This window comes from Arthrobacter sp. CAN_A6, from assembly GCF_015751715.1.
Lineage (GTDB): Bacteria > Actinomycetota > Actinomycetes > Actinomycetales > Micrococcaceae > Arthrobacter_D.
This window is the reverse complement of sequence record NZ_JADOUV010000003.1, coordinates 61,901-85,767: the sequence shown is the minus strand read 5'-3', so window position 1 is coordinate 85,767 and position 23,867 is coordinate 61,901. Positions and strand designations below refer to the sequence as shown.

Below are 23,867 nucleotides of genomic sequence, written 5' to 3'. Positions count from 1 at the left end.
TGCATCTAACTCTTGAACAGTTCACCGATGAACCGTCCAACCCTTGAACCGTCAGACTTTCGAACCGCCGACGGGCGGGACCTACCGGCCCCGCCCACCGCTGCGGCTATGCCTACATGCTCCGTCCTACCTGGCCGGCCGGCCCGTCCGACGACTCGCTCGAGGCGCAGATCCTGCGTATCTCGTCAGTATGGCTGATCTCGCCCCTCTGGATCTTCTCCTCGACAAGGACATATTGCGCGGCGTTGACCACGGGGACCTCAGTGCCGTCGGCATCGATCAGCTTGCCGCCGTCGTAGTGGTCGCCGTCTCGGAAAGCCTTGAGCTCCTCCGCCCGCACCATCCGCGGCGGGCTCGCCGCGAACACCGACTGCTGACTCGAATTTCCCGCCTTCAGGTGGTTGAACAGCAGGTTCAGGAGGACGGCCATGATGGCGGCCGAGCTGATACCCGAGTGGAAGATGATACCGAACCAGGTGGGGAACTCATCGTAGAAGGTCGGCGAAACCACGGGGATCATGCCGAATCCGAGTGAGACAGCCACGATGATGAGATTCATGTTGTCCTTGTAATCGACCTTGGCGAGTGTCCGTATCCCGCTCGCTGCAACAGTGCCGAAGAGTACGACGCCGGCACCGCCGAGCACCGGGGTCGGCACTGCAGCGACGATGCGGGCCAGCAGGGGCAACAGGCCAAGGACCAGCATGATGACGCCTCCCGCGGTGACCACGAAGCGGCTCCGGACTCCGGTGATCGCCACCAGGCCCACGTTCTGGGCGAATGCGGTCTGCGTGAATGAGTTGAAGAGGGGCGCAATGGCGCTGGAGAGCATATCGGCCCGGAGCCCGTCGGCGATGCGGCGGGAATCGACTTTCGTCTTGGCGATCTCTCCCACAGCCAGGATGTCTGCAGTGGTTTCAGTCATGGTCACGAGGACCACGATGACCATCGAAATGATGGCCGCAGCCTGGAAGGTCGGCCATCCGAAGGCAAGCGGTTGGGGGAAGGCGATGATGTCCCCCTCCAGAACTCCCGAGAAATCCGCAATGCCGAGAACCGCGGCGATGACCGCCCCACCGACGATCGCCAGCAGGATCGAAAGACGTGAGATGGCCGAGTTGCCGAGCTTGCTCAGCAGGAGGACCAATGCCAGGGTGGCTGCGGCAAGGCCGATGTTCGAGAGCGACCCATAGTTCTCCGCGCTGGGGTTGCCTCCCATGGCCCAGTTCGCCGCAACCGGCAGCAGCGTCAGTCCGATGGTGGTGATGACGATGCCGGTGACGACAGGCGGGAAGAAGTGGATGATCCGCGCGAAGAACGGGGCGATGATGAGGCCGATCACTGACGCCACCAGTACAGCGCCGAACACCGACTGGATTCCACCGCCTCCCTCGAGGATCGCGATCATGGTTGCCACTCCGGCAAAGGACACTCCCTGGACCAGCGGGAGCTGGGAGCCGAAGAAGGGGACGCCGTAGCTCTGGAGAATCGTCGCTGCCCCGCCGATGAACAGGCAGGAGGCGATGAGCAGGGCGATCTCGTCCTGACCCAGGCCGGCCGCGGAACCGACGATCAACGGAACCGCGATGATTCCGCCGTACATGGTGAGGACATGCTGCAGTCCGTAGGTGAAGGACCGGCCGAGCGGCAACCGTTCATCTTCGGGTCGCTGTGGAACGTCCTTCTTGTTTCTGGCCTTCAGTGCTTTCATAGCTGACTTCCTTGTCTGCTTGTCTGATCCTGCGGTGTCTGATCCTGCGGTGTCTGATCCTGCGGTGTCTGATCCGGCGGTGTCTGATCCGGCGGTGTCTGATCCGGCGGTGTCTGATCCGGCTCAGCAGAATCCGGGGGTGTTGGCCCAGACCGCTGATTCCTTCGTTGCGCCTTCACGCTCGACCGTTGCTTCGATGAGGCCGTAGGGGCGGTCCGCGGCGAAGAAGATTTCGTTGGGATTGTCCAGTCCGAAGGGTGAGAGGTCCACCAGGAAGTGGTGCTTGTTCGGCAGCGACATCCTCACTTCCTCGATCTCGGGGTGCGCCTCCAGCACTTTTTTGCCCATCTGGAACATGGTCTGCTGCAGCGCGAGTGAGTGCGTCTGTGCGAAGGCGTCCAGGAGGATCCCGCGGACGCTTGCGTACACCGCGTTGAAATCGACGTCGACGGTGTTGATGGTGTTGTACCTCCACTTGGCGGTGACATCGGTGGCAAGGATTCGATCCGTTGTTTCGGCGAGCGTGGTGTACCGGTCCCGGGGGAAGCCATGAAATTCTGATCCGGTGGATTTCAGGACCGTGAGGTCCTGGATGCCTGCCACGAGGTGCTGCTGGACTCCGTCGACGAGCAACACGGCGGTCCTGGTTTCGGACTTGTTGCGGGAGAAGGCGTGGTCGTGGTCGTTGATCCGGTCCCAACCGTACTGTTCCGCTGCCCAACGTCCACCGGTGACCCAGTTGAAGCTTTCCGTGAAGTGGGCGCCGAGCCGCAGGAGGAAGGCCTCGGGCGATCCGACCCCTTCCTTTGCAAGTGCGTACACCGTGTTCTTCTGGGTGTCGGTCGCAACGACCTTCGAGTTGTCGCCCTCGGTGTGGGCGGACTCGAAATCGCCGTGCAGCTGGGAGGTGATGTTCAGGTCCTCGATGGCGTGGCGGTCAGTGTCCCTCGTGACCTTGACGAGGCGGACTTCGGCCTTTCCATACTGGTTCCGGCCAAGGACGATGCGCCCCGCCGTGGCGGAACCGGATTCGGGTGCGTGGCTCGAGTTCTCTTGCGTCGTTGCAGTCATGATCAGCTTCCTCGATAGGTTGAATAAGCGAACGGGCTCAGGAGTAGTGGCACGTGGTAATGCTCGGTGGGGCTTGAGACGGTGAAGGTCAGCGTTACCTCGGGGAAGAAGGTTTCGGTTCCGGTGCTGCTGAAGTACTCACCGGTTCCGAAACTGATCCGGTAGGTTCCGGGTTCCAATCGGTCCGGGCCGAGGTCCCGGACACGGCCGTCGACATCCGTGGTCCCGTCGGCGATGGCTTCCCAGCCGTCTGCGGATTTCAGGGACAACAGTGCGGTGACACCCCGGGCGGGACGCCCTGTGCCGGTGTCGAGGACGTGGGTGGTGACATGGCTTGTCATGATTGAAGGAGTCCTTCCAAGCGGATGAGCGCGATTTCCCTGAGCTGTTCTGCAACCACGTGCAGTTCCTGGTCGGGGGTGTTCTTCAGGCGGAGCCGAAGGCTGGTGAGAATCTCCTCGGCACTGCGCCCTGCAGCCCGGATGAGGAAGACCCTGCCGAATTTGTCCTCGTATTCCCGGTTGCCGGCGAGCAACTGCGCCGCCGTATCGGCTGAAGTGTCGACGCCGGATTGTTCCCGTCGGGACATGTCCGCTTCCGGCGATGCGCCCGCGGCCCGTTCGCCGATGCGGGGATGGTGGTGCAGTGCCCTGTCCAGCTCCGCCTCGGTCCAGCCGGGCGCCGCCGTGGCAGCGAAGGACATCAGATCTGTGGGTGAGGCGAATGATCGTGCCGCTACGATCTCCTCGACCCATCGGGGTACATCGACACACGGGGTGAGGGCAGCCGCGGCTGCAGAGGGAGAAGCGGAATTGAAGTCGTTCAGATGCATGGCGGGTGTCAGCTTTCATCGTCTTCCACTGCAGCGCTGAACACCCTTGACCATCGACGGATCGACTTGATTCGATGTTTCTGCAGTGCGGAATATCTATTTCACGAGAAAGTGTAACCCCTGTCACACCGGGTATGTCAACTACTAAATCGCCGGCGCTCATCCGGGCCTGACAGGCATTGACCGTTCGCATGACCAAACCTATGATTCCACCTATCGTAAGAATAATTACACTATGCGGAAAATTAGGCGGACCAGTATCATGGATAGCCCTGAGAATCAGCGATCGACACCAACAGCCCCGGAGGCGACCTCGCTCTACCTGGCGGGCGGCTCGGACCCGGATTTCTTCCTCCCTCCTCCCGGAGACCGGCGGCCTCCAGCGAAAGCGCTGCAGCGGATACTCGCCAGGATGCTGCGCCGAGGACGCCGAAGCTGACGCCCATGTGGGGAAAGGCGGGCAGGCGTGCAGTATCGACGCCTCCGGCCGCGTCGCCCCCACGGATGCGAGGGCCACGTAGCGACGACGGCGGCAGCGCCCGGTGGCCCTGCCCGTCATCGTTAGCCGCCCAAGCGCCGATGCGGACTGCGGCGCCCGCTGGCCCTGCCCGTCGTCGTTAGCCGTCCAAGCGCTGATGCGGACTGCGGCGCGAACCTTCCGGCAGGACGAGGTCGGATGGCACGCCGGTGCGTGGCGGCAGTGCCCGCTTTCCGTCGGTGGGGCTGGCAGGTCCCGCTCCCGCCGTAGGCGAGCCGGCTGCCGGAATCGCGCTCGCCGCACTCCGTTGGTCCTGACAGTTGTGCACTTCACCGCATCGGAACCGCCCGACCATTGACCACTCCTTCCCGCAGAAGTGATAGTAATCCAGTCAGCAGAAGTATTTTTTCGCATCGCGAGAGAAGAACGAACGCTGAGGCTTACCGCCGAAAGTTTCCGCATCACGAAGGAGTTTTGTGAGATGACCGTCCAAACCCGCTCCACCGCCACGGTTCTCGAGGGCTCACCGAACGCATCCGTCCTGGACGCCGACCGGCTGAACGCGAGTACCGACCGGTCGGGCTACGTCTCCGCCTCAGTACCCGACGGCGTCGTGTTCGCCGAATCAGCAGAAGACGTCGTCACGACCATGCGCCTCGCCGCCGCCTCCCGCACACCGATCGTGACCCGCGGAGCAGGAACCGGTCTTGCTGCAGGATCATCGGCAAGATCAGGTGAGGTAGTCCTCGATCTCTCCCGGATGAACAGCATCCTCCGGATCGACCCGGTGGAACAACTCGCCGTGGTCCAGCCGGGAGTTCTCAACGCCGAACTCAACGCCGCCGCAGCGGAATACGGTCTTTTCTACGCTCCCGACCCGGCCAGCACTGCCATCTGCTCGATCGGTGGCAACATCGCGACCAACGCCGGAGGAATGCGGTGCGCGAAGTATGGCGTCACGCGGGAGGCGGTGCTGGCCCTCCAGGTGATCCTGGCGGACGGCAGGGAGCTGAGGACGGGCCGTGAGACCCTTAAAGGGGTCACCGGCTACGACCTCAACGCGCTGATCACCGGATCCGAGGGAACGCTTGGCGTGGTGGTTGAAGCAACACTCCGGCTCCGTCCACTCCCGGTCGCCACGGCAACAGTTGCGGCATTCTTTCCGGACTTCGCTTCTGCCGCGGCCGCAGCGTCGGCGGTCATTGCCGCGCGCATCCAGCCGTCGCTGCTGGAACTGATCGACGGGCAGACCCTCGAGGCCGTGGACATGGCACTCGGTACCGACTATCGAAGCCGTGGTGGGGCGTTCCTCCTCGCCCAGACCGACGGTTACGGAGCCTACCTCGAGCAGGACGTCCTCATTGAAGCCATTCGGCCCTTTGCCTCCTCCCATGAAAAAGCCGCAGACGCTGACGAGGCGGACCGTTTGGTCCTGGCCCGCCGCGAGGCAATACCGTCCCTTGAGAAGTTGGGCCGGGTATCCATCGGCGACATCGGGGTGCCGCGCGGACGGTTGGCGGAAGTGGCCGTGGGCCTGGACGACATTTCAGCAAGGACCGGCGTGAAAATCTTCACCGTGGCTCATGCATCGGACGGCAACCTGCACCCGATGATTGTTCTGGATGAGGCGGATTCGGTGACGGAGGGACCTGCGAAGGTGGCCCTGGGTGAGATGTTCCACCTCGCGAAGAGTCTTGGTGGAACGCTCACCGGGGAACACGGCGTCGGGCTTCTGAAGCGTGACTGGCTTCTCCCCGAGTTGGGCGAGGTCTCGATGGACGTACATCGGATTCTCAAGGACGCGCTCGATCCCGCTGGAATCCTGAACCCGGGCAAAGCCATCTGACGATACCCCGCTTCCACGAAAAGGACGGTAGCCCGCGCGACGCGGGCTACCGTCCTTTCTGGTGGAGGTGCTAAACGGAGTCCTTCTCCACTTCCCGCTCCGGGACAGCCGGTTTCTGGCGCATCATCCAGCGTGCAAGCAAGGCCAGCACCGCAACCAGGACCACCAGCATCATGGTGCCGAGGTTCAGGCCGATGCCGTGGATGAAGACGAAGGCCACCGCTCCGGCAGTGAAGGAGTAGTAGATGGTGACGAGGACGGTCTTCCGCAGGAGGTCCCCCTCCCGGCCCAGCAGACCGACCGTGGCAGCCGCGGCGACGATGTTGTGGATCGCCACGGGGTTTCCGCCTGCACCACCGACGGCCTGTGCGGCCACGACCTGCTCGGGGGGCACACCGATCGCATTGCCGGTCGAGAACTGGAACTGGGCGAAGGTGAGGTTCGAGACGGTATTGGAACCCGCAACGAATGCTCCCAGCGCGCCGATCCAGGGAGCGATCACGGGCCAGGATCCGCCGGTCAGCGCCGCAGCCCCCTCGGCGAGGGTCACCGGCATGCTGGAAAGTCCCGAGGCGTTGAGCTCTGGGCCGGACTGGATCAGTACCCGCACCAGGGGTACGGCGAAGAGCAGGGCGACGGCGGTGCCTGCCAGTTGCCTCGCCGAGATCTTGACCGTCTCGGCGATCTGCCCACCGTTCATCCGGTGCAGCAGGTAGGCGAAGAGAGCGGCGAGAATCATCAGGAAGGCCGGCGAGTAGAAGGGCTGCACCGTTGTGGTGATCCCTGATCCGAGGATGTTCTCGAAGGGAATGGCGATGCCGGTGAGGTAGGTCTTCAGCGACGGGATCACGCGCGTCGCAACGAGCAGTGTCGCCATCAGGACATAGGGTGCCCACGCACGGACGAGGCTCATGTGGGTGGAGACGTCCGTCGCCCTGCTTGGCTCGATGGTGCCCATCCAGCGGTCGGACCACGAGGACCGGGGGCCGAAATCGAAAGTGTCCTTCGGCATGAGGAAGCCGCGGCTCGAGGTGAACATCACCACCATGAGGCCGATCAGCCCTCCGAAGAGCGACGGGAACTCGGGGCCGAGGAAACGTGCCACGAGGACGTACGGGATGGTCATCGCGACCGACGAGTACAGCGCAAACGGCCAGATCGCGAGACCGTCGCGGAACCGGCGCTCCGGTCCGAAGAACCCGGTCAGCATGCAGACCAGGATCAACGGAATGAGCAGGCCGACGATCGCATGGATCGCCGCCACCTGGAAACCGATGGAGGCGACGAACTCGGGCATGGTCAATCCGAGGACGGAGATCCGTTCCGCGACTGCGGGATCTCCTCCCAGTCCGTTGCCGACGCCGACGATGATCGGAGTGCCGACCGCGCCGAAACTCACCGGCGTGCTCTGGATGATCAGGCCCACCATCACGGCCGCCATTGCTGGAAAGCCCATGGCCAGCAACAGCGGCGCGACGACGGCGGCAGGAGTCCCGAACCCTGAGGCTCCCTCGATGAAGGAGCCGAAAAGCCAGCCGATGATGATCGCCTGGACGCGCCGGTCCGCGGAGATGTTGTCGAAACCGGCGCGGATGGTCGACATCGCGCCGCCGATAGTGAGGGTCGAAAGGAGCAACAGGGCCCCGAACACGATGTAGAGCAGTGTCGCGGCGGTGATCAGGCCTTCGAGCGAGGCCGCGATGATCCCCGTGAAGTCCATCTGCCAGACGAACAATGCAACGACCACTGCGAGAACGTAGCCGACGGGCATCGCGTATTTGGCGGGCCATCGAAACCCGGCGAGTAGTACACCGACAATGAGGATGGGAGCCAATGCCAAAAGACTAAGTACTGCTAGATTGTCCACGATCTGGTCCTCTCTGACCATATTTCGCATTGTGGAATGTACTTTTTACCTAGTGGACGGAGCCTAGGGTGGCGCGGACGGCGCGGTCAATGGTTCTCAGCGAGAGCGGCAAGGCCTGCTCATTTTTGCGGTGAACGGTCACCTTCAGCAGCGGTGACTTCCAGTTATTTCACATGGCAGACAACAATCTCCGCAGTGCGGAAACGGACACCTGGATCGTCTGAACGTTCGGCCCAGCAGGCCCAGCCCCTCGCTCCGTGGGACGGGCGACGGTCACCAAGCATCTTCCACCAGTTCGCGTGCTCAATAATAGAATCTGCCGTGCTACTATCGAACTTTCCCAGAGCTGCGCCGTTCTTCGCCATCGTCCCGGTGGCTGCTACCTAGACGCCGCCTGACCCGGGGACCCGCAGGAGAGGTAGCCATGCCAGCACAGGAACCCCGGCCCGCGGCCTCTTCGCAGACGTTGTCGCGCGGCATCCAGATGCTCGAACTCCTGGCACGGCAGACCGCCCCCACCACCATCGCGTCCGCCGCCGCCCAGTTGGGGGTCCACCGCTCCATCGCCTACCGCATCCTGCGGACCCTCGAGGACCATGACCTCGTGGAGCGCGATGCATCCGGGTTCCTGAGGCTCGGCGCAGGACTGGCCGCACTCGCCCAGAATGTCGCGAAGGAACTGCAGACGGCAGCCCTTCCCGAGCTGAACGCCATCGCCAATGAACTCGGCATGACGGCCTTTCTCGTCGTCCTGGAGAAAGCCACGTGCATCACCCTCCAGAGTGCCGAACCACGCGACGGCATGGCCAACGTCGCCCGGAAGCCTGGCTCTCGGCACCAGCTCGACGTCGGCGCCCCCGGCATCGCCATCCAGTCAGCACTGGACGACGCCGACCGCGAACTACTGCTGCCCGGCGTTCCGCTGCGGTCCGAGGTGCTCGTGGCCCGCTCCCGTGGGTATGCCACAAGCCGTAACGAAGTCATCGAGGGGCTCGCGGGCGTCTCGGTGCCACTGAGGATCCCGGGCCGGCGGCCCGGCGCTCTTGCCGTGGTGTACATCTCCAGCGATTTTCCCGAAGACGCCATCGCCACGAGACTCGGCAAAGGAGCGGCAGCCATCTCGGCGCAGCTCGGGTAGCGGACCGAAAGCCGCCCGCACTCCGGCGGGATCATCGTCGTCGGGTCCGTGCTCCAGCCGGGAACCGATCGTCAGAACCTGCCACCCGCTCCCTCCGCCTTCGCCTGCCGACGGGTTCCGGCCGATGAACCGCTGCCGCGGTCCTAACCGATGAGTCCCGCGAGCAATTCGTCGAGCCTCTCATTTCCCTCGTTCACCCCGGACTCCATTCCGCTCGCCGCCATGCCGTCGCGAGCCTCGACCGAGGGGTAGACGGCATGGGCTGAACAGCGCGTGCGACCATCGCCCAGGTCCTCGAAGTTCATGGTCTCGATGCTGACCTGCCCGGGCGCTCCCGCGAACTCGAAGGTCTGGATGATGGATTCCGGCTCCTGCACCGAGTGGAAGACACCGCGGAAGGCGTAGGGCGTGCCGTCGTCGTCGCGGTGGATATAGGACCACGAACCGCCGTCGCGCGCGTCGTAGTCCCCCAGCTCCATGACCAGGCGCCGCGGCCCGAGCCACTGCACCACGAGTTCCGGGTCGGTGTAGGCGCGGAAGACCAACTCCCGCGGAGCATCGTACTCGCGGACCATATCGATGAACGGCAGGCCTGGTCGGGACGTAATGGTGGTGGGATTGCTCATGGTTCCTTCTCCTTGAGAATTTCGAGCACGGCGTCGAGTCGTCGGAATCGCTGCTCGGCGATCAGGCGCTGCTTGTCGATCCAGCCGGTCACTGCCTCGAGCGCCGCCGGGTCGAGGTGGCACGGACGGCGCTGGCCGTTCCGGGTACGCGTGATCAAGCCTGCTTGCTCCAGTACCTGGATGTGTTTCGACACGGCCTGCTTGGTGATGGGAAAGGGCTCGGCGAGCTCGTTCACCGTCGCGGGGCTGCGGGACAGCCGGGCGATCAGCGCTCTCCGGACGGGGTCGGCGAGCGCAGCGAAGGCGGCATTGAGTTGGTCTTCCGACCACTCCGATACCGCCATATTCAACCCTTCGTTTGATAAACCTATCGGTTGATTATTTTATTTTAGAACTGACCGCCAACCTGGTCAAGAGGCTCCTGGCTCAGTGCAGGTCTTCGGCAAGGTCGACGTCCTGGTGAGCAATGCCGCCTAGCAGTTGAACCACGAGTCCCTGGAGGCGATCTCGGACGAGGAGTGGGATTACACGTTCAAGGTGAACTCCGACATGCCGAGTCCCACGCTCGCTCCCTACGCTGCGACCAAGGCCGCGATCGCCAATTTCTCGGCAAGCCTCGCGCAGCTGCTCGGCGAGAAGGGGATCCGGGTGAACAGCGTTGCTCCGGGTCCCATCTGGACGCCCCTCATACCGGCCACCATGCCCGAGGAGAAGGTGGAATCCTTCGGTGACGACGTCCCCCTGGGCAGGGCCGGCCAGCCCGCCGAACTCGCGCCCACGTACGTCCTGCTCGCCTCGGACGACGGCAGTTACATCTCGGGGGCGCGCATCGCCGTCACCGGCGGGCGGCCCATCCTTTAGGCCCGCCGAGCCTGTATGTCCGCCAACCCGGGAAATGCGCCCGGCGGGCTGCTTTTCCGCCGGGCGCATGGTTGAGTGGCCTTGGACCCACCGGAGAGGACGCATCATGCTCAGTGCGCTGCGCGCCGCCGTCGACGATCCGGCGCGGATCAGCGTCCGCGCCATCGACCGCCATGCCAATGCCCATGATGCCTCGCACTTCCTGCTGATCCCCCGGGCTGTGGCCACTCCCCGCAACGCCTCCGAGGTAGGCCGGCTGCTGCAGGTCAGCGCGAGCCATGGCGTGCCCCTCACGTTGCGCTCCGGTGGAACCAGCCTCAGCGGACAGGCGGGAACCAACGGCATCCTGGTCGACGTGCGCAAGCACTTCCGGGACATCGAGGTGCTCGACGGCGGAGCCCGCGTCCGGGTACAGCCAGGGGTCACGGTGCGGATGCTCAATACCCGGCTGGCGCGGTACGGACGGAAATTCGGACCCGATCCCGCCAGCGAGTCGGCCTGCACCGTTGGCGGAGTGGTGGCCAACAACTCCTCGGGCATGCACTGCGGAACCGTGGACAACGCCTACCGCACGCTCGAATCGCTCACGCTGGTGCTGCCGAGCGGAACCATCGTGGATACCGGCGCGGATGACGCCGACGAACGCCTGCGTGCGCTCGAGCCCGCCCTGCATGAGGGCCTGGTCCGCCTGGCCGCGCGTGTCCGGGCGGATCCGGCGTCGGTGGGAACCATCACGCGACTGTTCGCACGGAAGAACACCATGGGTTACGGGCTCAATGCGCTGCTGGATTTCATTCACCCGGTGGACATCCTCGCGCACCTGGCGGTCGGCAGCGAAGGGACCCTCGGCTTCGTTGCCGAGGCCGTCTTCCGCACCGTCCCGGTGCATCCCCATACGGCAACCGGACTGCTCGTCTTCCCGACCCTCCAGGCAGCCAACTTGGCGCTGCCGGCACTGGTGGCGACCGAGGCGGCCACAGCGGAGCTCATGGACGCGCTGTCGCTGAAGGTGGGCCAGTCGCTGCCCGGAACACCCGGCGTCGTCCGGGATCTGCGCATCCGTGACCACGCGGCGCTCCTCGTCGAATATTCGGCCGATACAGCCGGCGAGCTGCTGGAGCGGCAGGCCGCCGGTACCACCGCGCTGGCCGACCTCGGACTGGATTCCCCCGCAGCCTTCACCACCGACACGGCCGAACGGGCACAGCTCTGGCACCTGCGGAAGGGCCTCTACGCGTCGGTGGCAGGAGCCCGACCGCCGGGGACGACGGCGCTCCTCGAGGATGTGGTCGTGCCGGTCCCCGCCCTCGCCCGCACCTGCGTCGAGCTCAACCGGCTCTTCGAGGAATACGCGTACCGGAACAGCGTCATCTTCGGCCACGCCAAGGACGGCAACCTCCACTTCCTGCTGACGGACCGCTTCCTCTCGGAGGCGGAACTCGGGCGATACAGCGCGTCCACCGAGGATCTGGTGGATCTGGTGCTCGGGGAGGGCGGCTCCCTCAAGGCGGAACACGGCACCGGGCGCGTGATGGCACCCTTCGTTCGCCGCCAGTACGGGGACGAACTCTACGAGGTCATGCGCGAACTCAAACTGCTCTTCGACCCCGCAGGCATGCTCAATCCCGGGGTCATCCTCAACGACGACCCACTCGCCCACCTCCGGCACATCAAGACGGCGCCCGCCGTCGCCGAGGAGGTGGACCGCTGCGTGTCCTGCGGATACTGCGAGCCGGTATGCCCGAGCAAGGACATCACCCTGACGCCGCGCCAGCGAATCGTCACCCTGCGGGCCATGGAGCAGGCACGGCTCGACGGCGACACCGCCCTCCTCGCTGAGCTCGAAAAGGACTACGACTACGAATCGGTGCAGACCTGCGCCGTCGACGGCATGTGCCAGACCGCCTGCCCCGTCGACATCAATACCGGCTCCCTCGTGAAGCGCCTCCGCCGGGAAGGCACAGGACCAGTAGCGAACACCGTCTGGAAGGCCGCCTCCGAGCACTGGGCTACGGCAACGAAGGGGGCGGGAGCCACCCTGACCCTGACCGCGAAGCTGCCGACCGGCGTCGTCAGCGGCCCGAACCGGGTGGCCCGGGCCCTGCTCGGAGCCGAGACCGTACCGCTGCACTCGCCGGAGCTTCCGTCAGGAGGCCCGTCCAGGAACCGCCCGGCACCACTCTCGACGCCGGCTGGGACTACTCCCCTCGCCGACGCAGTGTATTTCCCGGCGTGCGTGCAGACGATGTTCGGACCGGCCTCCGGGCCCGCCGGCTCCGGTAAGGGCGTGCAGGCAAGCTTCGAGGAACTCTGCAGCCGGGCAGGGCTCACCCTCCTGGTGCCGAAGGACATCGACGGGTTGTGCTGCGGCACGCCCTGGTCCTCCAAGGGACTGGTTGCGGGGCTCGAGTCGATGCGCACCCGTACGCTCGCGGCACTGCGGGAAGCAACCAACGACGGCGAACATCCGATCGTGTGCGACGCGTCCTCCTGCACCGAGGGGCTCCTCGCCACGATCGACGCTGAACCTCCGGAACCGGGACGGCAGCCGCTGAGGGTGGTCGACGTCGTGTACTTCACTGCCGAGCGGATCCTCCCGGTGCTGGGCGGGCACACCAGACTCGCGTCCCTGGCCCTGCATCCGACATGCTCGTCCACGCGCCTCGGCCTGAACCCGGCCCTTGCGGCAGTGGCCGAAGCGGTCGCGGAGCGGGTGAGCGTCCCTGAGAACTGGGGCTGCTGTGCGTTCGCGGGCGACCGCGGGATGCTGCACCCCGAGCTCACGGCCTCGGCCACACAACGGCAGTCCGCGGACGTTTCCGCGATGAACGCAGCCGCCCATGCGTCCTGCAATCGAACCTGCGAGCTCGGGATGACGCGGGCCACAGGAGAGCAGTACCGTCACGTCCTCGAATTGCTGGAGGAGCAGACGCGGGGCTGACGTTCCCGCCACGGCGCAGCTGCCGCGGGGCTGACGTTCCCGGCACTCCGCAGCTGCCGCGCAGCTGCCGCGCAGCTGCCGCGCTAGCTGTCCGCGCTAGCTGTCCCGCGCGTACCGCTCCACGAAGTTGCCGAGGATCCGCGAGGGCTGGTCGACACGACTGGCCCGTGTCCGTTCCATGTAGGCGTCGGCCTGCTCGGGCGGGAAATAACCGGCGTTGCGGTAGATGTCGATCCGTCCCACCAGCGCTTCCACATCGAGCTCCGGGTGGAACTGCGTCGCGTAGAGGTTCTGCTTCACCCGGAACATCTGGACCGGGCAGGTGTCCGACGACGCCAACAGCACCGCCCCCGCGGGAAGCGTGGTGCAGGCTTCCTTGTGACCGACGAATGCGTCGAACTCCGAAGACAGCCCGGCGAGCAGCGGATCGGCGGCGCCGTCGCTGGTCAGGGAGATCCGGATGGCGCCGATGGGTTCGGCATAGGTGCGGTCGATCACCGCACCCTGGTGACGACCGAGGGTCCCTACGCCGTAGCAGGCCCCGAAGAACGGGAAATCCATCGCCACCACGCGGTGGAGGAGCTCGTTCAGCTCGCCCTCCACCCGGCGCTGGTTGTCCGACTTCTCCGCCTCGGGATCGGAGGAATTGAACGGACTGCCGCCGAGGAAAATGCCGGAGTACCTGTTCAGGTCGATTGCCGGCAGCGGACCCGCCTCGGCACGGACGCGATGCAGCGAGTGCGGCTCGAGCCCGCCGAATCGGAGGAAGCTCGAGTACTCGGCATCGGCTGCGGCGTCTTCGGCGCGCGTTGCAAGCAGGAGGAACGGTTTCACCCGTCCGATGCTACTGGTCGAAACACGCCCCCCGCTGATTAAGCACCTATGGCTGCCTTACGCCCGGCAAAGCCGCCGCAAGTGCTTAATCAGCGGGAGGTGCGCTGGTGCCGCCATCGTGATAATCGGCGCCGTTCACCGAATAAACCTTGCGGACACCGGCGCCGTCCTGTTAGTCCTGAGTTACGAGGCGAAGTTGTTTCAAGCGGGCGCCACCAGCTTTCGCTGCTGGCGCGGAAAAGGAAGTGCGCCATGGCCAAGGAAAACCCTTCTGTCAAGGAACCCGACGAGAAAGACATTCAGGTCGAGGACGAACCCAAGGACTGGGCGGCAGGGCTGCCGGGCGTCTATTACTCGATGAAGCCCGCCATCGAGCACATGGGCATCGACCGCACGCGGAAGACCGTGCTCGCGATGAACCAGAAGCACGGCTTCGACTGCCCCAGCTGCGCCTGGCCGGATCCCGACAAGCGGAAGGCCTTCGAATTCTGCGAGAACGGTGCGAAGGCCGTCACCTGGGAAGCCACCCCGGTAGTCATCTCATCGGAATTCTGGGCTGAGCACTCCATCACCGAACTGAAGGAGCGCACCGAATACTGGCTCGGCATGCAGGGCAGGTTGACCGAACCCGTCTACAAACCGGCAGGCGAGGACCACTACCGGCCCGTCAGCTGGGACGAGGCGTTCTCCATCCTGGGGAACAAGCTCAAGAGCCTCGATACCGCCGACGAAGCCGCCTTCTACACGAGCGGCCGCACCTCCAACGAGGCCGCATTCCTCTACCAGCTGTTCGCCCGCGGTTTCGGCACCAACAACCTCCCGGACTGCTCGAACATGTGTCACGAATCCTCGGGCTGGGGCATGGGCCAGACCATCGGCATCGGCAAGGCGACCGTCACGTATGACGACTACGAACGCGCCGACCTGATCATCATCATGGGCCAGAACCCTGGCACCAACCATCCCCGCATGCTCACCGCCCTCGAGGAATGCAAGGAGACCGGCGGTCATATCGTCGCCGTCAATCCACTGCCCGAAGCCGGTCTCAAGCGTTACAAAAATCCGCAGAAGGTGAAGGGCATCATCGGCCACGGCACCGAGATCGCGGACCAGTTCCTCCAGATCCGGCTCGGCGGCGACATGGCCCTGCTGCAGGCCGTCTCCAAGCGCGTCCTCGAAGCCGAGGCGAAGAACCCGGGCACCGTCCTCGATCACGATTTCCTCGACAAGCACTGCGAAGGACTCGAGGACCTCAAGGAGCACCTGTCCCATTTGGACGAACAGGAGGTCCTCGAGGCAACCGGCCTCCGCGCCGAGGAGATCGACGAGCTCGCCGCACGGTACCTCGCTGCAGAACGGGTCATCATCACCTGGGCCATGGGCATCACGCAGCAGAAGAAGGGCGTTGAGACCATCAAGGAGATGATCAACCTGCTCCTCCTCCGCGGCAACATCGGCAAACCGGGCGCGGGGGCCTCCCCCATCCGCGGCCACAGCAACGTCCAGGGCGACCGCACCATGGGCATCTGGGAGCAGATGCCCCCCACGTTCATGGACGCCCTGGGCAAGGAGTTCAGCTTCTCACCGCCGCGGAAGCACGGAGCCGACGTCGTCGAATCGATCCTGCGGATGCGCGACGGCGACATCAAGGTGCTGGTGGCCCTCGGCGGCAACCTGGTCTCGGCGGTATCGGACACCACCATGGCCTCGGCCGCCATGGAGAACCTCGAGATGTCGGCCCAGATTTCCATCAAACTCAACCGGTCCCACCTCATCACGGGCAAGGAAGCGCTGATCCTGCCCTGCAAGGGCCGCACCGAGATCGACATCCAGGAGACCGGCGAACAGTTCGTCTCCGTCGAGGACACCGTCTGCGCCGTCCACCCCTCGTGGGGCAGCGTGGAGCCCGTAGCCCCCACACTGCTTTCGGAGCCGGCCATCGTCAGTCGGCTCGCGCTGGCTACTCTCGGCGACAAGCTCGACGCCGACTGGGCCGGCTTCGAGAAGGACTACGACCTCATCCGCAACCACATCTCCCGTGTGGTCGAAGGGTGTGAGGACTACAACACGAGGATCCGGCAGGAAGGCGGCTTCGTGCTCGCCAACGGTCCGAGGGACTCACGGACCTTCAACACGCCCACGGGCAAGGCCGTGCTCACCGTGAACGCCCTCGAGTCCCTCGAACGGCCGGAAGGGACGCTGATCCTCCAGACCCTCCGCTCCCATGACCAGTGGAACACCACCATCTACGGCCACAACGACCGCTACCGCGGCATCAAGAAGGGCCGCCACGTGGTGATGGTCAATCCCGAGGACATCGTCGAACTGGGCCTCGAGGACGGCCAGAACGTGGACCTGCACGGCATCTACGAGGACGGCGTGGACCGGGTGTGGAGCAAGATCCGCGTGGTGTCATATCCCACCCCGCGCGGCTGTGCTGCTGCCTACTATCCCGAGGCCAATGTCCTGGTGCCCCTCGAGCATGTGGCCGACGGCAGCAACACGCCGGTGTCGAAGCAGATCATCGTGCGCCTCACGCCGGCGGTCGACACCTCCACGGACAAGGAGGACTTCACCTTCCTCGCCCGGAAACCTTCGGAAGCTCCCGGACCCCGGACGGAGACGGTCGGCGTCTGAGGGAAGTGGCCTGTCGAGGGAATGGACGGGCTTCGGCAGTTCGGCACGGTGGATCTCGACGTCGAGCGGTTCCCGGCTTATAGACTGCTGGAACCTGCCCGCCTGAGCGGCAGGCTCCGGCAGTCGAGGCAAGGCAGGCACGAGGGTGAACGGACGCAGGGCCGATACGCCGAGTGATCCCGTGCAGCGCAAGGTTCTTTCCGTCCTGGTGTTCGCCCAGATCCTCGGTGGGATCGGCATGGGCGCAACGCTTTCCCTGGGTGCCCTGCTCGCCGCCGAGACGTCCGGTTCGAGCGCATGGTCCGGCATGGCCGCCACGATGAGCACCCTTGGTGCAGCGACCGCGGCGGTCCCGCTTGCAACCCTCGCCCGCAATCGTGGACGGCGGGTTTCGCTGGCCACGGGCGCGACCATTGCCGGTGGAGGAGCGATACTCGCGGTCGTGGCGGCGTCGCTGTCCCTTTTCTGGCTGCTTCTCCTGTCCCTGGCGCTGCTCGGCGCCGGTGGAGCCACAAGCCTCCAGGCACGCTTCGCCGCAACCGACCTCGCCGCCTCCGGCACTCGGGGCCGGGACCTCTCGATCGTCGTGTGGTCCACGACCGTGGGTGCGGTCCTCGGCCCCAACCTCTTCGAACCGGGCCAGGCTGTCGCCGCCGTCCTCGGTTTGCCCGCCCTCAGCGGCGGCTTCCTGTTCTCCATCGCCGCGCAGGCGGGAGCGGCGATCGTCTACGCGGTGGGTCTTCGCCCCGACCCGCTGCTCACTGCGCTCGGGCGAAGCTCGACGCACGCGGGCGTGGTTGCTGCATCTACCGCGGGTACCGGAATTCCGGGCGGCAGCGGAAGTGCCGGCGCCGGCGTGTCGGAATTGGAGGCCGACACCCCAGCCGGGGACGGGAGCCCCAACCCCGCTGCCTCCCGCGGCCGCGCTGCAGGTGCGAAGCAGCACGGCCCGCGTGGGCTTGTGGTCCTTCGACGTAACCCGACGGCCCGGTATGCCGTGGCCAGCGTTGCAATCAGTCACTCCACCATGGTCGCGCTGATGTCCATGACGCCCGTCCACCTTCACGACCACGGCGCGACCCTGGGAATCGTCGGCCTGACCATCAGCCTCCACGTGGCGGGAATGTACGGCCTGTCGCCCCTCTTCGGCTGGCTCTCCGACCGTGCAGGCCGCATCCGGACGATCGTCCTGGGTCAGGTCCTGCTGCTCGGAGCACTGTTCCTCGCCTGGATCGGGGCGGAGTCGCAGGCTGCCGTGACCGCCGGCCTGATCCTGCTGGGGCTGGGCTGGTCGGCTTCGGTGGTGGCAGGTTCCACCCTCCTCGCCGACTCGGTCCCCCTCGACGAGCGTGCCGCGGTACAGGGCTCATCGGACCTCCTCATGAATTCCGCCGGCGCCCTGGGCGGTGCACTGGCAGGGCCGGTCCTCATCCTCGTGGGCTATGCGGGACTGGGACTCTGCGCCATGGTCCTGGTGGTTACCGTGCTCGCCTGGACTGCGCTGCGGTTCCGCTGACAGGCACCCGGCCCCTGGCGGGCCGGGATCCGGTGCTGCACAGGGGCTCCCGCCGATCGGCGAACCCGCTACTGGGCGGAGCCGGTCCAGCCCGCCTGCTCCTGTCCGTCACCCGGATTCCGTGTCGCGATTTCGAGGACCGTGGCCGATGCTTTCTGGACGGCCGCGTCCGATCCCCGGCGGCCCCTGGTGGGAGATGAACCGGCGGCATAACCGACGAGGAATGCGCTGATGGCGCCGGCGTTCGGCGATACGGACCGCGACCGCTCGACGACCTCGACGATCTTCTCGTGGTCCACCTCGAGATCCAGGATCTGCAGTGCCTGGGTGAGCTTCCGGCTCCATTCGCTGAGCTCGTGTTCCTCGGCATCGATATTGACGGTCATTGCTTCTCCTCCGTTGGCACTGGGTTCTCCTTCAAGGAATAGCATCAGCGGGCGTGGTGCACAATGGAATTCCGCTCGAGCCCCCGCCGGGTCCGCCCCGGCCGCCCCGGCTCAGGGCGCTCCCGCTTCCGGATCGGCAGCGATGCCCTGCGCCCGGACCGTGCGCGGTGTCGCCCCGAACCACCGCCGCGCGCATCGGGTCAGTGCCGACTGTTCGGACAACCCCACGAGCGCGGCAATCTGCACGAAGGGAAGATCGGTCCGGGTGATGAGCCGCAGCGCCGACTCGCGCCGGGCGTCGTCGAGCAGGATCGCGAACGATGTCCCTTCAGCAGCCAGCTTCCGCTGGACCGTCCGGGGGTGCATTCCCAGCAGACGACCCGTGGACTCGATCCGCGACGGAGTGGAACCGAGCGATCGGTCGATCGCGACCCGGACCTGCGGCGCAAGGGTGCGTCCCGGCTCCGGGAATCGGGCCTGGAGATACGTCAGGGCGATCTCGCGGAGCGTCTCGTCAACGCCTGTCAGGGGGCGGGCGAGGAGGCTGCGTGGAACCCGGAGCAGTGCCGACTCCTGCTGGAACCGCGCTTCGGCACCGAAGAAGGCGGTATACCGCGACGCCGTGGCCAGCGGCCGGTGCGGCAGATGCACCGAGTGCAGACCGTACGGCCCGCCCACCAGGAACCGCAGCATCCGGTGGACGAAGGCGAGACCCACATCCGATCCCTGCCGAGGCGGAACACCGCCATCGGCCGATCCGTAGCGCAGCCCCACCTCACCGTGCCTACCCTCGGGATCCGCGACGATGCTGAAGCTGAGCACCGGGCTGTGCACGAACAGGAACTGCGACGCGCACTCCAGGGCGCCGCCCACCGTCGGCGCGTTCTGCACCGCGATGGCCAGCGGACCGAGGATGCCGATGTCCTGATGCAGTGCCATCTGCAGTCCGAGGTCGGGACAGGGGAGTTCACGGGCCGCACCCTCGAGCAACCGGCCCATGGCGACGTCGGATACCAGTACGTCGTCGGAATCCAGCGCGTCGATGCCCACGCCGTAGCGCTCCGCGAGCAGCGCGGCGTCGCCCTGGTGCGCCTCGACGACGGAGCGGAATCCCCGGATTCCAGCGGACCGGATAAATGACCTCATGTCGTCCAAGGGTAAATACCTGTCACCCGGAGTCAAGCACTCGACGCGCGTCTGGGAAATAATCGGAGGATGCCCCAACATCTTGAACACCTCGACGTCGTCATCGTGGGCGCCGGCCTCTCCGGTGTCGGAGCGGCCTACCGCCTGAAAACGGAGTGCCCCGGCAAGACCTTCGCGGTGATCGAAGCCCGGGCGTCGATCGGCGGAACCTGGGATCTCTTCCGCTACCCCGGCATACGGTCCGACTCCGACATGTTCACCCTGGGTTACCCGTTCCGTCCCTGGGCCGGCGCCAAGTCCATTGCCGACGGCGCCTCCATCCTCAGTTATATCCACGAAACGGCCGCCGACACTGGCGTCCGGGACAGCATCCGCCTCAGCACCAGACTGGTCAGCGCGGCGTGGTCCTCGGCGGAAGCCCACTGGCTCCTCGAACTGGATGTGACAAGCGAGGACGGCGATGTAGAGCGCAGATCGATGACCTGCGGATTTCTCTACTCGTGCACCGGCTACTACGACTACGCCCGCGGTCATGAGCCGTCCTTCCCCGGCATCGGGGACTTCCGGGGCGAAGTGGTCCGGCCCCAGTTCTGGCCGGAGGACCTCGACTACACGGGGAAGCGGGTGGTGGTGATCGGCAGCGGTGCCACTGCCATCACGCTCGTGCCTTCCATGGCCCGCGACGCCGCCTCTGTCACCATGCTGCAGCGCTCCCCCTCCTACATCCTTGCCGTACCGGGCCGTGACAGATTCGCGGACATTGCGCGCAGGTACCTTCCCGCTGGGGCCGCACACCGCCTTGCACGGGCGAAGAACGTCCTGGTCACGCAGGCTTTCTACCAGCTGTGCAGGCGTCGGCCGGAGCTCGCGAAGAAATTCCTCCGCAAGCAGGTGACGGACATCCTCGGGAACGATCAGGTGGTGGAGGACAACTTCGTCCCCCGGTACAACCCCTGGGACCAGCGGCTGTGCATCGCCCCGAGCGCCGACTTCTTTCGCACCCTGAAAACGGAGAAAGCGTCAGTGGTGACCGACACCATCGAGACGTTCACGCCGCGAGGCATCCGCCTGTCCTCGGGCCGGGAGCTCGACGCCGACGTCGTGGTCACTGCCACCGGGCTGTCGATGCTGCCGCTCGGCGGCGCGACCTTCACCGTTGATGGAAAGGGAGTGGACCTCGGGGACACCTGGGTATACCGCGGTCTGATGATCAGCGGAGTCCCCAACCTCGCGCTGTGCTTCGGCTACAGCAATGCGTCCTGGACCCTGCGGGCGGACCTCAGCTCCCGCTACGTCTGCCGGCTGCTCAACTATCTGGACAGGCACGGCTACCGCTCGGCGACGCCCGTGGCCCGGGACGGCATGACGCGACGGCCGATCCTCGATTTCACTTCCGGCTATGTGCAGCGGGGGTCCGGTGCCTTCCCCCAACAGGGGAAACGCCAGCCGTGGGTGATGCGGCACAATTATCTGCTGGACGCGCCGTCCGCCCTGTTCAGCAACCTGGCCACGGACATGGCCTTCGATGCACCGGCGGGGGCGCCCGCAGCGGCAGCGGCAACGGCACCGGTAAGCACTCCTGCCGGCGTGCCCGATTCCACCGAGCTCGAACCCGACCGCCCCGACCTTCAGGAGTTTGTCCCATGAGCCTTCCCCCTTTCACCTTCACGGGCGGCACGGCAGTGGTCACGGGTGCCGCCGGAGGCATGGGCGAGCACCTCGCGCGCGGGCTCGCCGAGCGCGGCTGCGCCCTCGTCCTGGTCGACCGTGACGGCGGCAGGCTTGACGCCGTCGCGGCCTCCATCCGATCGGCGTTCCCTTCGCAGACCGTCGGGACGCACGTCGTGGACCTGTCGGACGGCGCCGCCGTCGTCGCCCTCGCCGAGGAGATCCTCGAAACGACGCCGTCCATCTCCCTGCTCATCAACAACGCCGGAGTGGCATTGGCGGGGCGGTTCGAGGAGATCGCGCTCGACGATTTCGACTGGGTTCTGAACGTCAATTTCCGCGCGCCCGTCCTTCTGACGCACTACCTGCTCCCCCGCATCGGTCCGGGCGGGCACCTGGTCAACGTATCGAGCCTCTTCGGACTCGTGGCACCCAGGGGCCAGACGGCGTACTCCTCGAGCAAGTTCGCGATCCGCGGATTCACCGAGGCACTGCGCAACGAACTGGGCCCTCGGGGCATCGGGGTCACGAGCGTTCATCCGGGAGGCGTGAAGACGGGAATCGCCCTGAACGCACGGGTTGCAGGCGGACTTTCCACAACCGAGCAGGAGAAGTCGAAGCAGGAATTCAACCGCCTTCTGACGTTTCCCGCGGACAGGGCCGCCGAACTCATTCTCGACGCCGTCCGACACCGCAGGCATCGCCTGCTGATCGGGGCGAGCGCCAGGATTCCCGACATCATCGCCCGGATCGCTCCCGGTTCCTTCGGCACTTTCGAGCGCTGGGCAATCAAGGCGGCAGCCCTGTCGAACGGGCGAAAGAGCAAGGGAAGGTTCCGGTGAGCTCTGGAGCCGATCGCTCGACGGACACCCTGCTGACGGTCGCCGGGGTCCGCGTCCGGTGTCGGGACACCGGTGACCGCTCCAGCCCCCCTGTGCTGCTCCTTCATGGCATCGGGCGCAGCCTCGAGGACTGGGAAGGGCTCTACGGCCGCCTTGCCCCGGATCATCGTGTGCTCAGCATCGACCTGCCGGGCTTCGGCCTGTCCGAGCGGATCGCGGAGAAGTACACACTGGAGTCGCTGGCCCGGTTCATCCTCGCGGCCCTCGATGTCCTCGGGGAACGCCGCCCGGTGCATCTGGTCGGCAATTCGCTGGGCGGCGCGGTCGCCATGCAGCTGAGCGTCCTCGCACCGGGGCGGGTGAGGAGCCTGATCCTCGCGAACAGCGCCGGGTTCGGGCGCGAGGTCATCCTGGCGTTGCGGGTCCTGTCCGTCCGGCCCGTGGGCAGGCGCCTGCTGAAGAACAAGTCCCGCGACAACGCGTACCGTACCGAGCGTGCGCTCTTCTACGACCGCAGGTTCGTCACCGAGGAGCGGCTCGGCCATGCGATGAAGGTCGGAGCGAACCCGGGGCACGACGACGTCCTGCTCGCCGTCGCGCACGCCCTCGGCACGTTCCGCGGAGTGCGGCGAGGCTGGCGGAACAAGCTCCTGCCTGCCGTCGCCGCCCAGAACAAGCCGACGCTCGTGGTGTGGGGCGCTGAGGACCGGGTCCTCCCGGCGTCGCACCTGGACGCCGCGCGGTCGGCGTTTCCGCACGCGCGGTTCGCCGTCTTTCCGCAGTGCGGACACATGCCCCAGATCGAGCGCGAAGAGGAGTTCGATAGCATGGTGCGGGAGTTCATCGGCGACGTGGAGGCTCACTCATGACCCGGACGATCTTCAGCACCGCAACCACCCTCGACGGATACATCGCCGACGAGTCGAACTCGCTCGACTGGCTGTTCGCCGTCGACTCCCCGGATCCGCAGGACCACCTGGACTTTCTGGCGGGAGTCGGCGTCCTGGTCGAGGGCTCCACCACCTACGAGTGGGTGCTCCGGGAAGAGCGACTGCTCGAGAACCCCGGGAAGTGGCGGGAGTACTACGGCGACCGGCCGACGTTCGTCTTCACGAGCCGGAATCTCCCCGTGCCGGCCGGTGCGGATGTCCACTGCGTGAGCGGGCCGGTACACGAGTTCTTCCCGACCCTGCAGGTTGCGGCGGCAGGGAAGGACATCTGGGTAGTGGGCGGCGGTGACCTTGCAGGGCAATTCCTCGACGCCGGACTGCTCGACGAGATCCAGCTCTTCGTGGCTCCCGCCGCGCTGGCCTCAGGAGCGCCGCTCCTCCCCCGTCGGATCGGGTCGGACCGGCTGACCCTTCGGTCGGCTGAGCAGCGGGGCCAGTTCGCGTACCTGGTGTATGACGTCGCGCGGATACCAGCCGCCTAGGTAGTGCCGGCCACCTGCCGTCGTCGGCCGGACGG

19 protein-coding genes and 1 pseudogene are annotated in these 23,867 nt (G+C 65.8%); 10 read left to right on the top strand and 10 right to left on the bottom strand.

Features of this window, described 5'->3' with window-relative positions; genetic code table 11:
- Positions 1–112: 112 nt before the first annotated feature.
- The 4 genes from IWX75_RS06655 to uraD form a co-directional block, all read right to left on the bottom strand.
- Positions 113–1,711, bottom strand: coding sequence for a nucleobase:cation symporter-2 family protein (locus IWX75_RS06655; RefSeq protein WP_196821464.1), 1,599 nt, complete (start codon positions 1,709–1,711; stop codon positions 113–115).
- A gap of 123 nt (positions 1,712–1,834) precedes the next feature.
- On the bottom strand, positions 1,835–2,782 hold the full coding sequence (gene pucL, locus IWX75_RS06650; protein ID WP_196821463.1) for a factor-independent urate hydroxylase: 948 nt from the start codon (positions 2,780–2,782) through the stop codon (positions 1,835–1,837).
- A gap of 2 nt (positions 2,783–2,784) precedes the next feature.
- The gene (uraH, locus tag IWX75_RS06645) at positions 2,785–3,126 is read right to left on the bottom strand and encodes a hydroxyisourate hydrolase (RefSeq protein WP_196821785.1); all 342 of its coding nucleotides are present in this window, start codon (positions 3,124–3,126) and stop codon (positions 2,785–2,787) included.
- A complete protein-coding gene (uraD, locus tag IWX75_RS06640) occupies positions 3,120–3,614 on the bottom strand; it encodes a 2-oxo-4-hydroxy-4-carboxy-5-ureidoimidazoline decarboxylase (RefSeq protein WP_196821462.1) in 495 nt (164 codons plus the stop codon). Before uraD ends, uraH begins: the two co-directional genes overlap by 7 nt.
- Before the next feature lie 959 nt (positions 3,615–4,573).
- On the opposite strand from uraD, the gene IWX75_RS06635 reads away from it, so the two are divergent.
- Positions 4,574–5,938: an FAD-binding oxidoreductase gene (locus tag IWX75_RS06635; RefSeq protein WP_196821461.1), complete on the top strand. Its 1,365-nt coding sequence runs from the start codon at positions 4,574–4,576 to the stop codon at positions 5,936–5,938.
- A 70-nt stretch (positions 5,939–6,008) separates the two neighbouring features.
- Here IWX75_RS06635 and IWX75_RS06630 read toward each other — a convergent pair whose 3' ends face one another.
- Positions 6,009–7,805: an L-lactate permease gene (locus IWX75_RS06630; RefSeq protein ID WP_196821460.1), complete on the bottom strand. Its 1,797-nt coding sequence runs from the start codon at positions 7,803–7,805 to the stop codon at positions 6,009–6,011.
- Positions 7,806–8,229: 424 nt separating this feature from the next.
- Between IWX75_RS06630 and IWX75_RS06625 the strand changes: the two genes are divergently transcribed.
- Positions 8,230–8,943, top strand: a complete 714-nt coding sequence (locus tag IWX75_RS06625; protein ID WP_196821459.1) for an IclR family transcriptional regulator — start codon at positions 8,230–8,232, stop codon at positions 8,941–8,943.
- 143 nt (positions 8,944–9,086) lie between these two features.
- On the opposite strand, the gene IWX75_RS06620 is transcribed toward IWX75_RS06625, so the two are convergent.
- The gene (locus tag IWX75_RS06620) at positions 9,087–9,569 is read right to left on the bottom strand and encodes an SRPBCC family protein (protein WP_196821458.1); all 483 of its coding nucleotides are present in this window, start codon (positions 9,567–9,569) and stop codon (positions 9,087–9,089) included.
- A complete protein-coding gene (locus IWX75_RS06615; protein ID WP_196821457.1) occupies positions 9,566–9,913 on the bottom strand; it encodes an ArsR/SmtB family transcription factor in 348 nt (115 codons plus the stop codon). The genes IWX75_RS06620 and IWX75_RS06615 overlap by 4 nt, the downstream gene beginning before the upstream one ends.
- A gap of 82 nt (positions 9,914–9,995) precedes the next feature.
- Here IWX75_RS06615 and IWX75_RS06610 point away from each other — a divergent pair.
- Positions 9,996–10,430, top strand: a pseudogene (locus IWX75_RS06610) (SDR family oxidoreductase); the annotation flags it as partial.
- A 106-nt stretch (positions 10,431–10,536) separates the two neighbouring features.
- On the top strand, positions 10,537–13,371 hold the full coding sequence (locus IWX75_RS06605; RefSeq protein ID WP_196821456.1) for an FAD-binding and (Fe-S)-binding domain-containing protein: 2,835 nt from the start codon (positions 10,537–10,539) through the stop codon (positions 13,369–13,371).
- Positions 13,372–13,467: 96 nt separating this feature from the next.
- Here the strand turns inward: IWX75_RS06605 and IWX75_RS06600 are convergent, their stop codons facing one another.
- Complete coding sequence (locus IWX75_RS06600; protein ID WP_196821455.1) at positions 13,468–14,205, bottom strand: glutamine amidotransferase; 738 nt, start codon at positions 14,203–14,205, stop codon at positions 13,468–13,470.
- 252 nt (positions 14,206–14,457) lie between these two features.
- Here IWX75_RS06600 and IWX75_RS06595 point away from each other — a divergent pair, with 252 nt between their 5' ends.
- Together IWX75_RS06595 and IWX75_RS06590 are read left to right on the top strand one after the other, a co-directional pair.
- A complete protein-coding gene (locus IWX75_RS06595; protein WP_196821454.1) occupies positions 14,458–16,842 on the top strand; it encodes an FdhF/YdeP family oxidoreductase in 2,385 nt (794 codons plus the stop codon).
- A gap of 145 nt (positions 16,843–16,987) precedes the next feature.
- Complete coding sequence (locus tag IWX75_RS06590) at positions 16,988–18,358, top strand: MFS transporter (RefSeq protein WP_334684159.1); 1,371 nt, start codon at positions 16,988–16,990, stop codon at positions 18,356–18,358.
- A 68-nt stretch (positions 18,359–18,426) separates the two neighbouring features.
- Here IWX75_RS06590 and IWX75_RS06585 read toward each other — a convergent pair whose 3' ends face one another.
- Entirely contained in the window at positions 18,427–18,744 is a 318-nt protein-coding gene (locus tag IWX75_RS06585; protein WP_196821453.1) for a DUF6457 domain-containing protein, read from the bottom strand.
- A gap of 111 nt (positions 18,745–18,855) precedes the next feature.
- The gene (locus IWX75_RS06580; RefSeq protein ID WP_196821452.1) at positions 18,856–19,890 is read right to left on the bottom strand and encodes an AraC family transcriptional regulator ligand-binding domain-containing protein; all 1,035 of its coding nucleotides are present in this window, start codon (positions 19,888–19,890) and stop codon (positions 18,856–18,858) included.
- Between the two features lie 69 nt (positions 19,891–19,959).
- Here IWX75_RS06580 and IWX75_RS06575 point away from each other — a divergent pair, with 69 nt between their 5' ends.
- The 4 genes from IWX75_RS06575 to IWX75_RS06560 are packed head-to-tail and all read left to right on the top strand — an operon-like array spanning position 19,960 to position 23,832.
- Entirely contained in the window at positions 19,960–21,537 is a 1,578-nt protein-coding gene (locus IWX75_RS06575) for a flavin-containing monooxygenase (RefSeq protein ID WP_196821451.1), read from the top strand.
- Complete coding sequence (locus tag IWX75_RS06570; RefSeq protein ID WP_196821450.1) at positions 21,534–22,400, top strand: SDR family NAD(P)-dependent oxidoreductase; 867 nt, start codon at positions 21,534–21,536, stop codon at positions 22,398–22,400. The genes IWX75_RS06575 and IWX75_RS06570 overlap by 4 nt, the downstream gene beginning before the upstream one ends.
- The gene (locus IWX75_RS06565) at positions 22,397–23,269 is read left to right on the top strand and encodes an alpha/beta fold hydrolase (protein WP_196821449.1); all 873 of its coding nucleotides are present in this window, start codon (positions 22,397–22,399) and stop codon (positions 23,267–23,269) included. The genes IWX75_RS06570 and IWX75_RS06565 overlap by 4 nt, the downstream gene beginning before the upstream one ends.
- Complete coding sequence (locus IWX75_RS06560; RefSeq protein ID WP_196821448.1) at positions 23,266–23,832, top strand: dihydrofolate reductase family protein; 567 nt, start codon at positions 23,266–23,268, stop codon at positions 23,830–23,832. Before IWX75_RS06565 ends, IWX75_RS06560 begins: the two co-directional genes overlap by 4 nt.
- Positions 23,833–23,867: the final 35 nt, after the last annotated feature.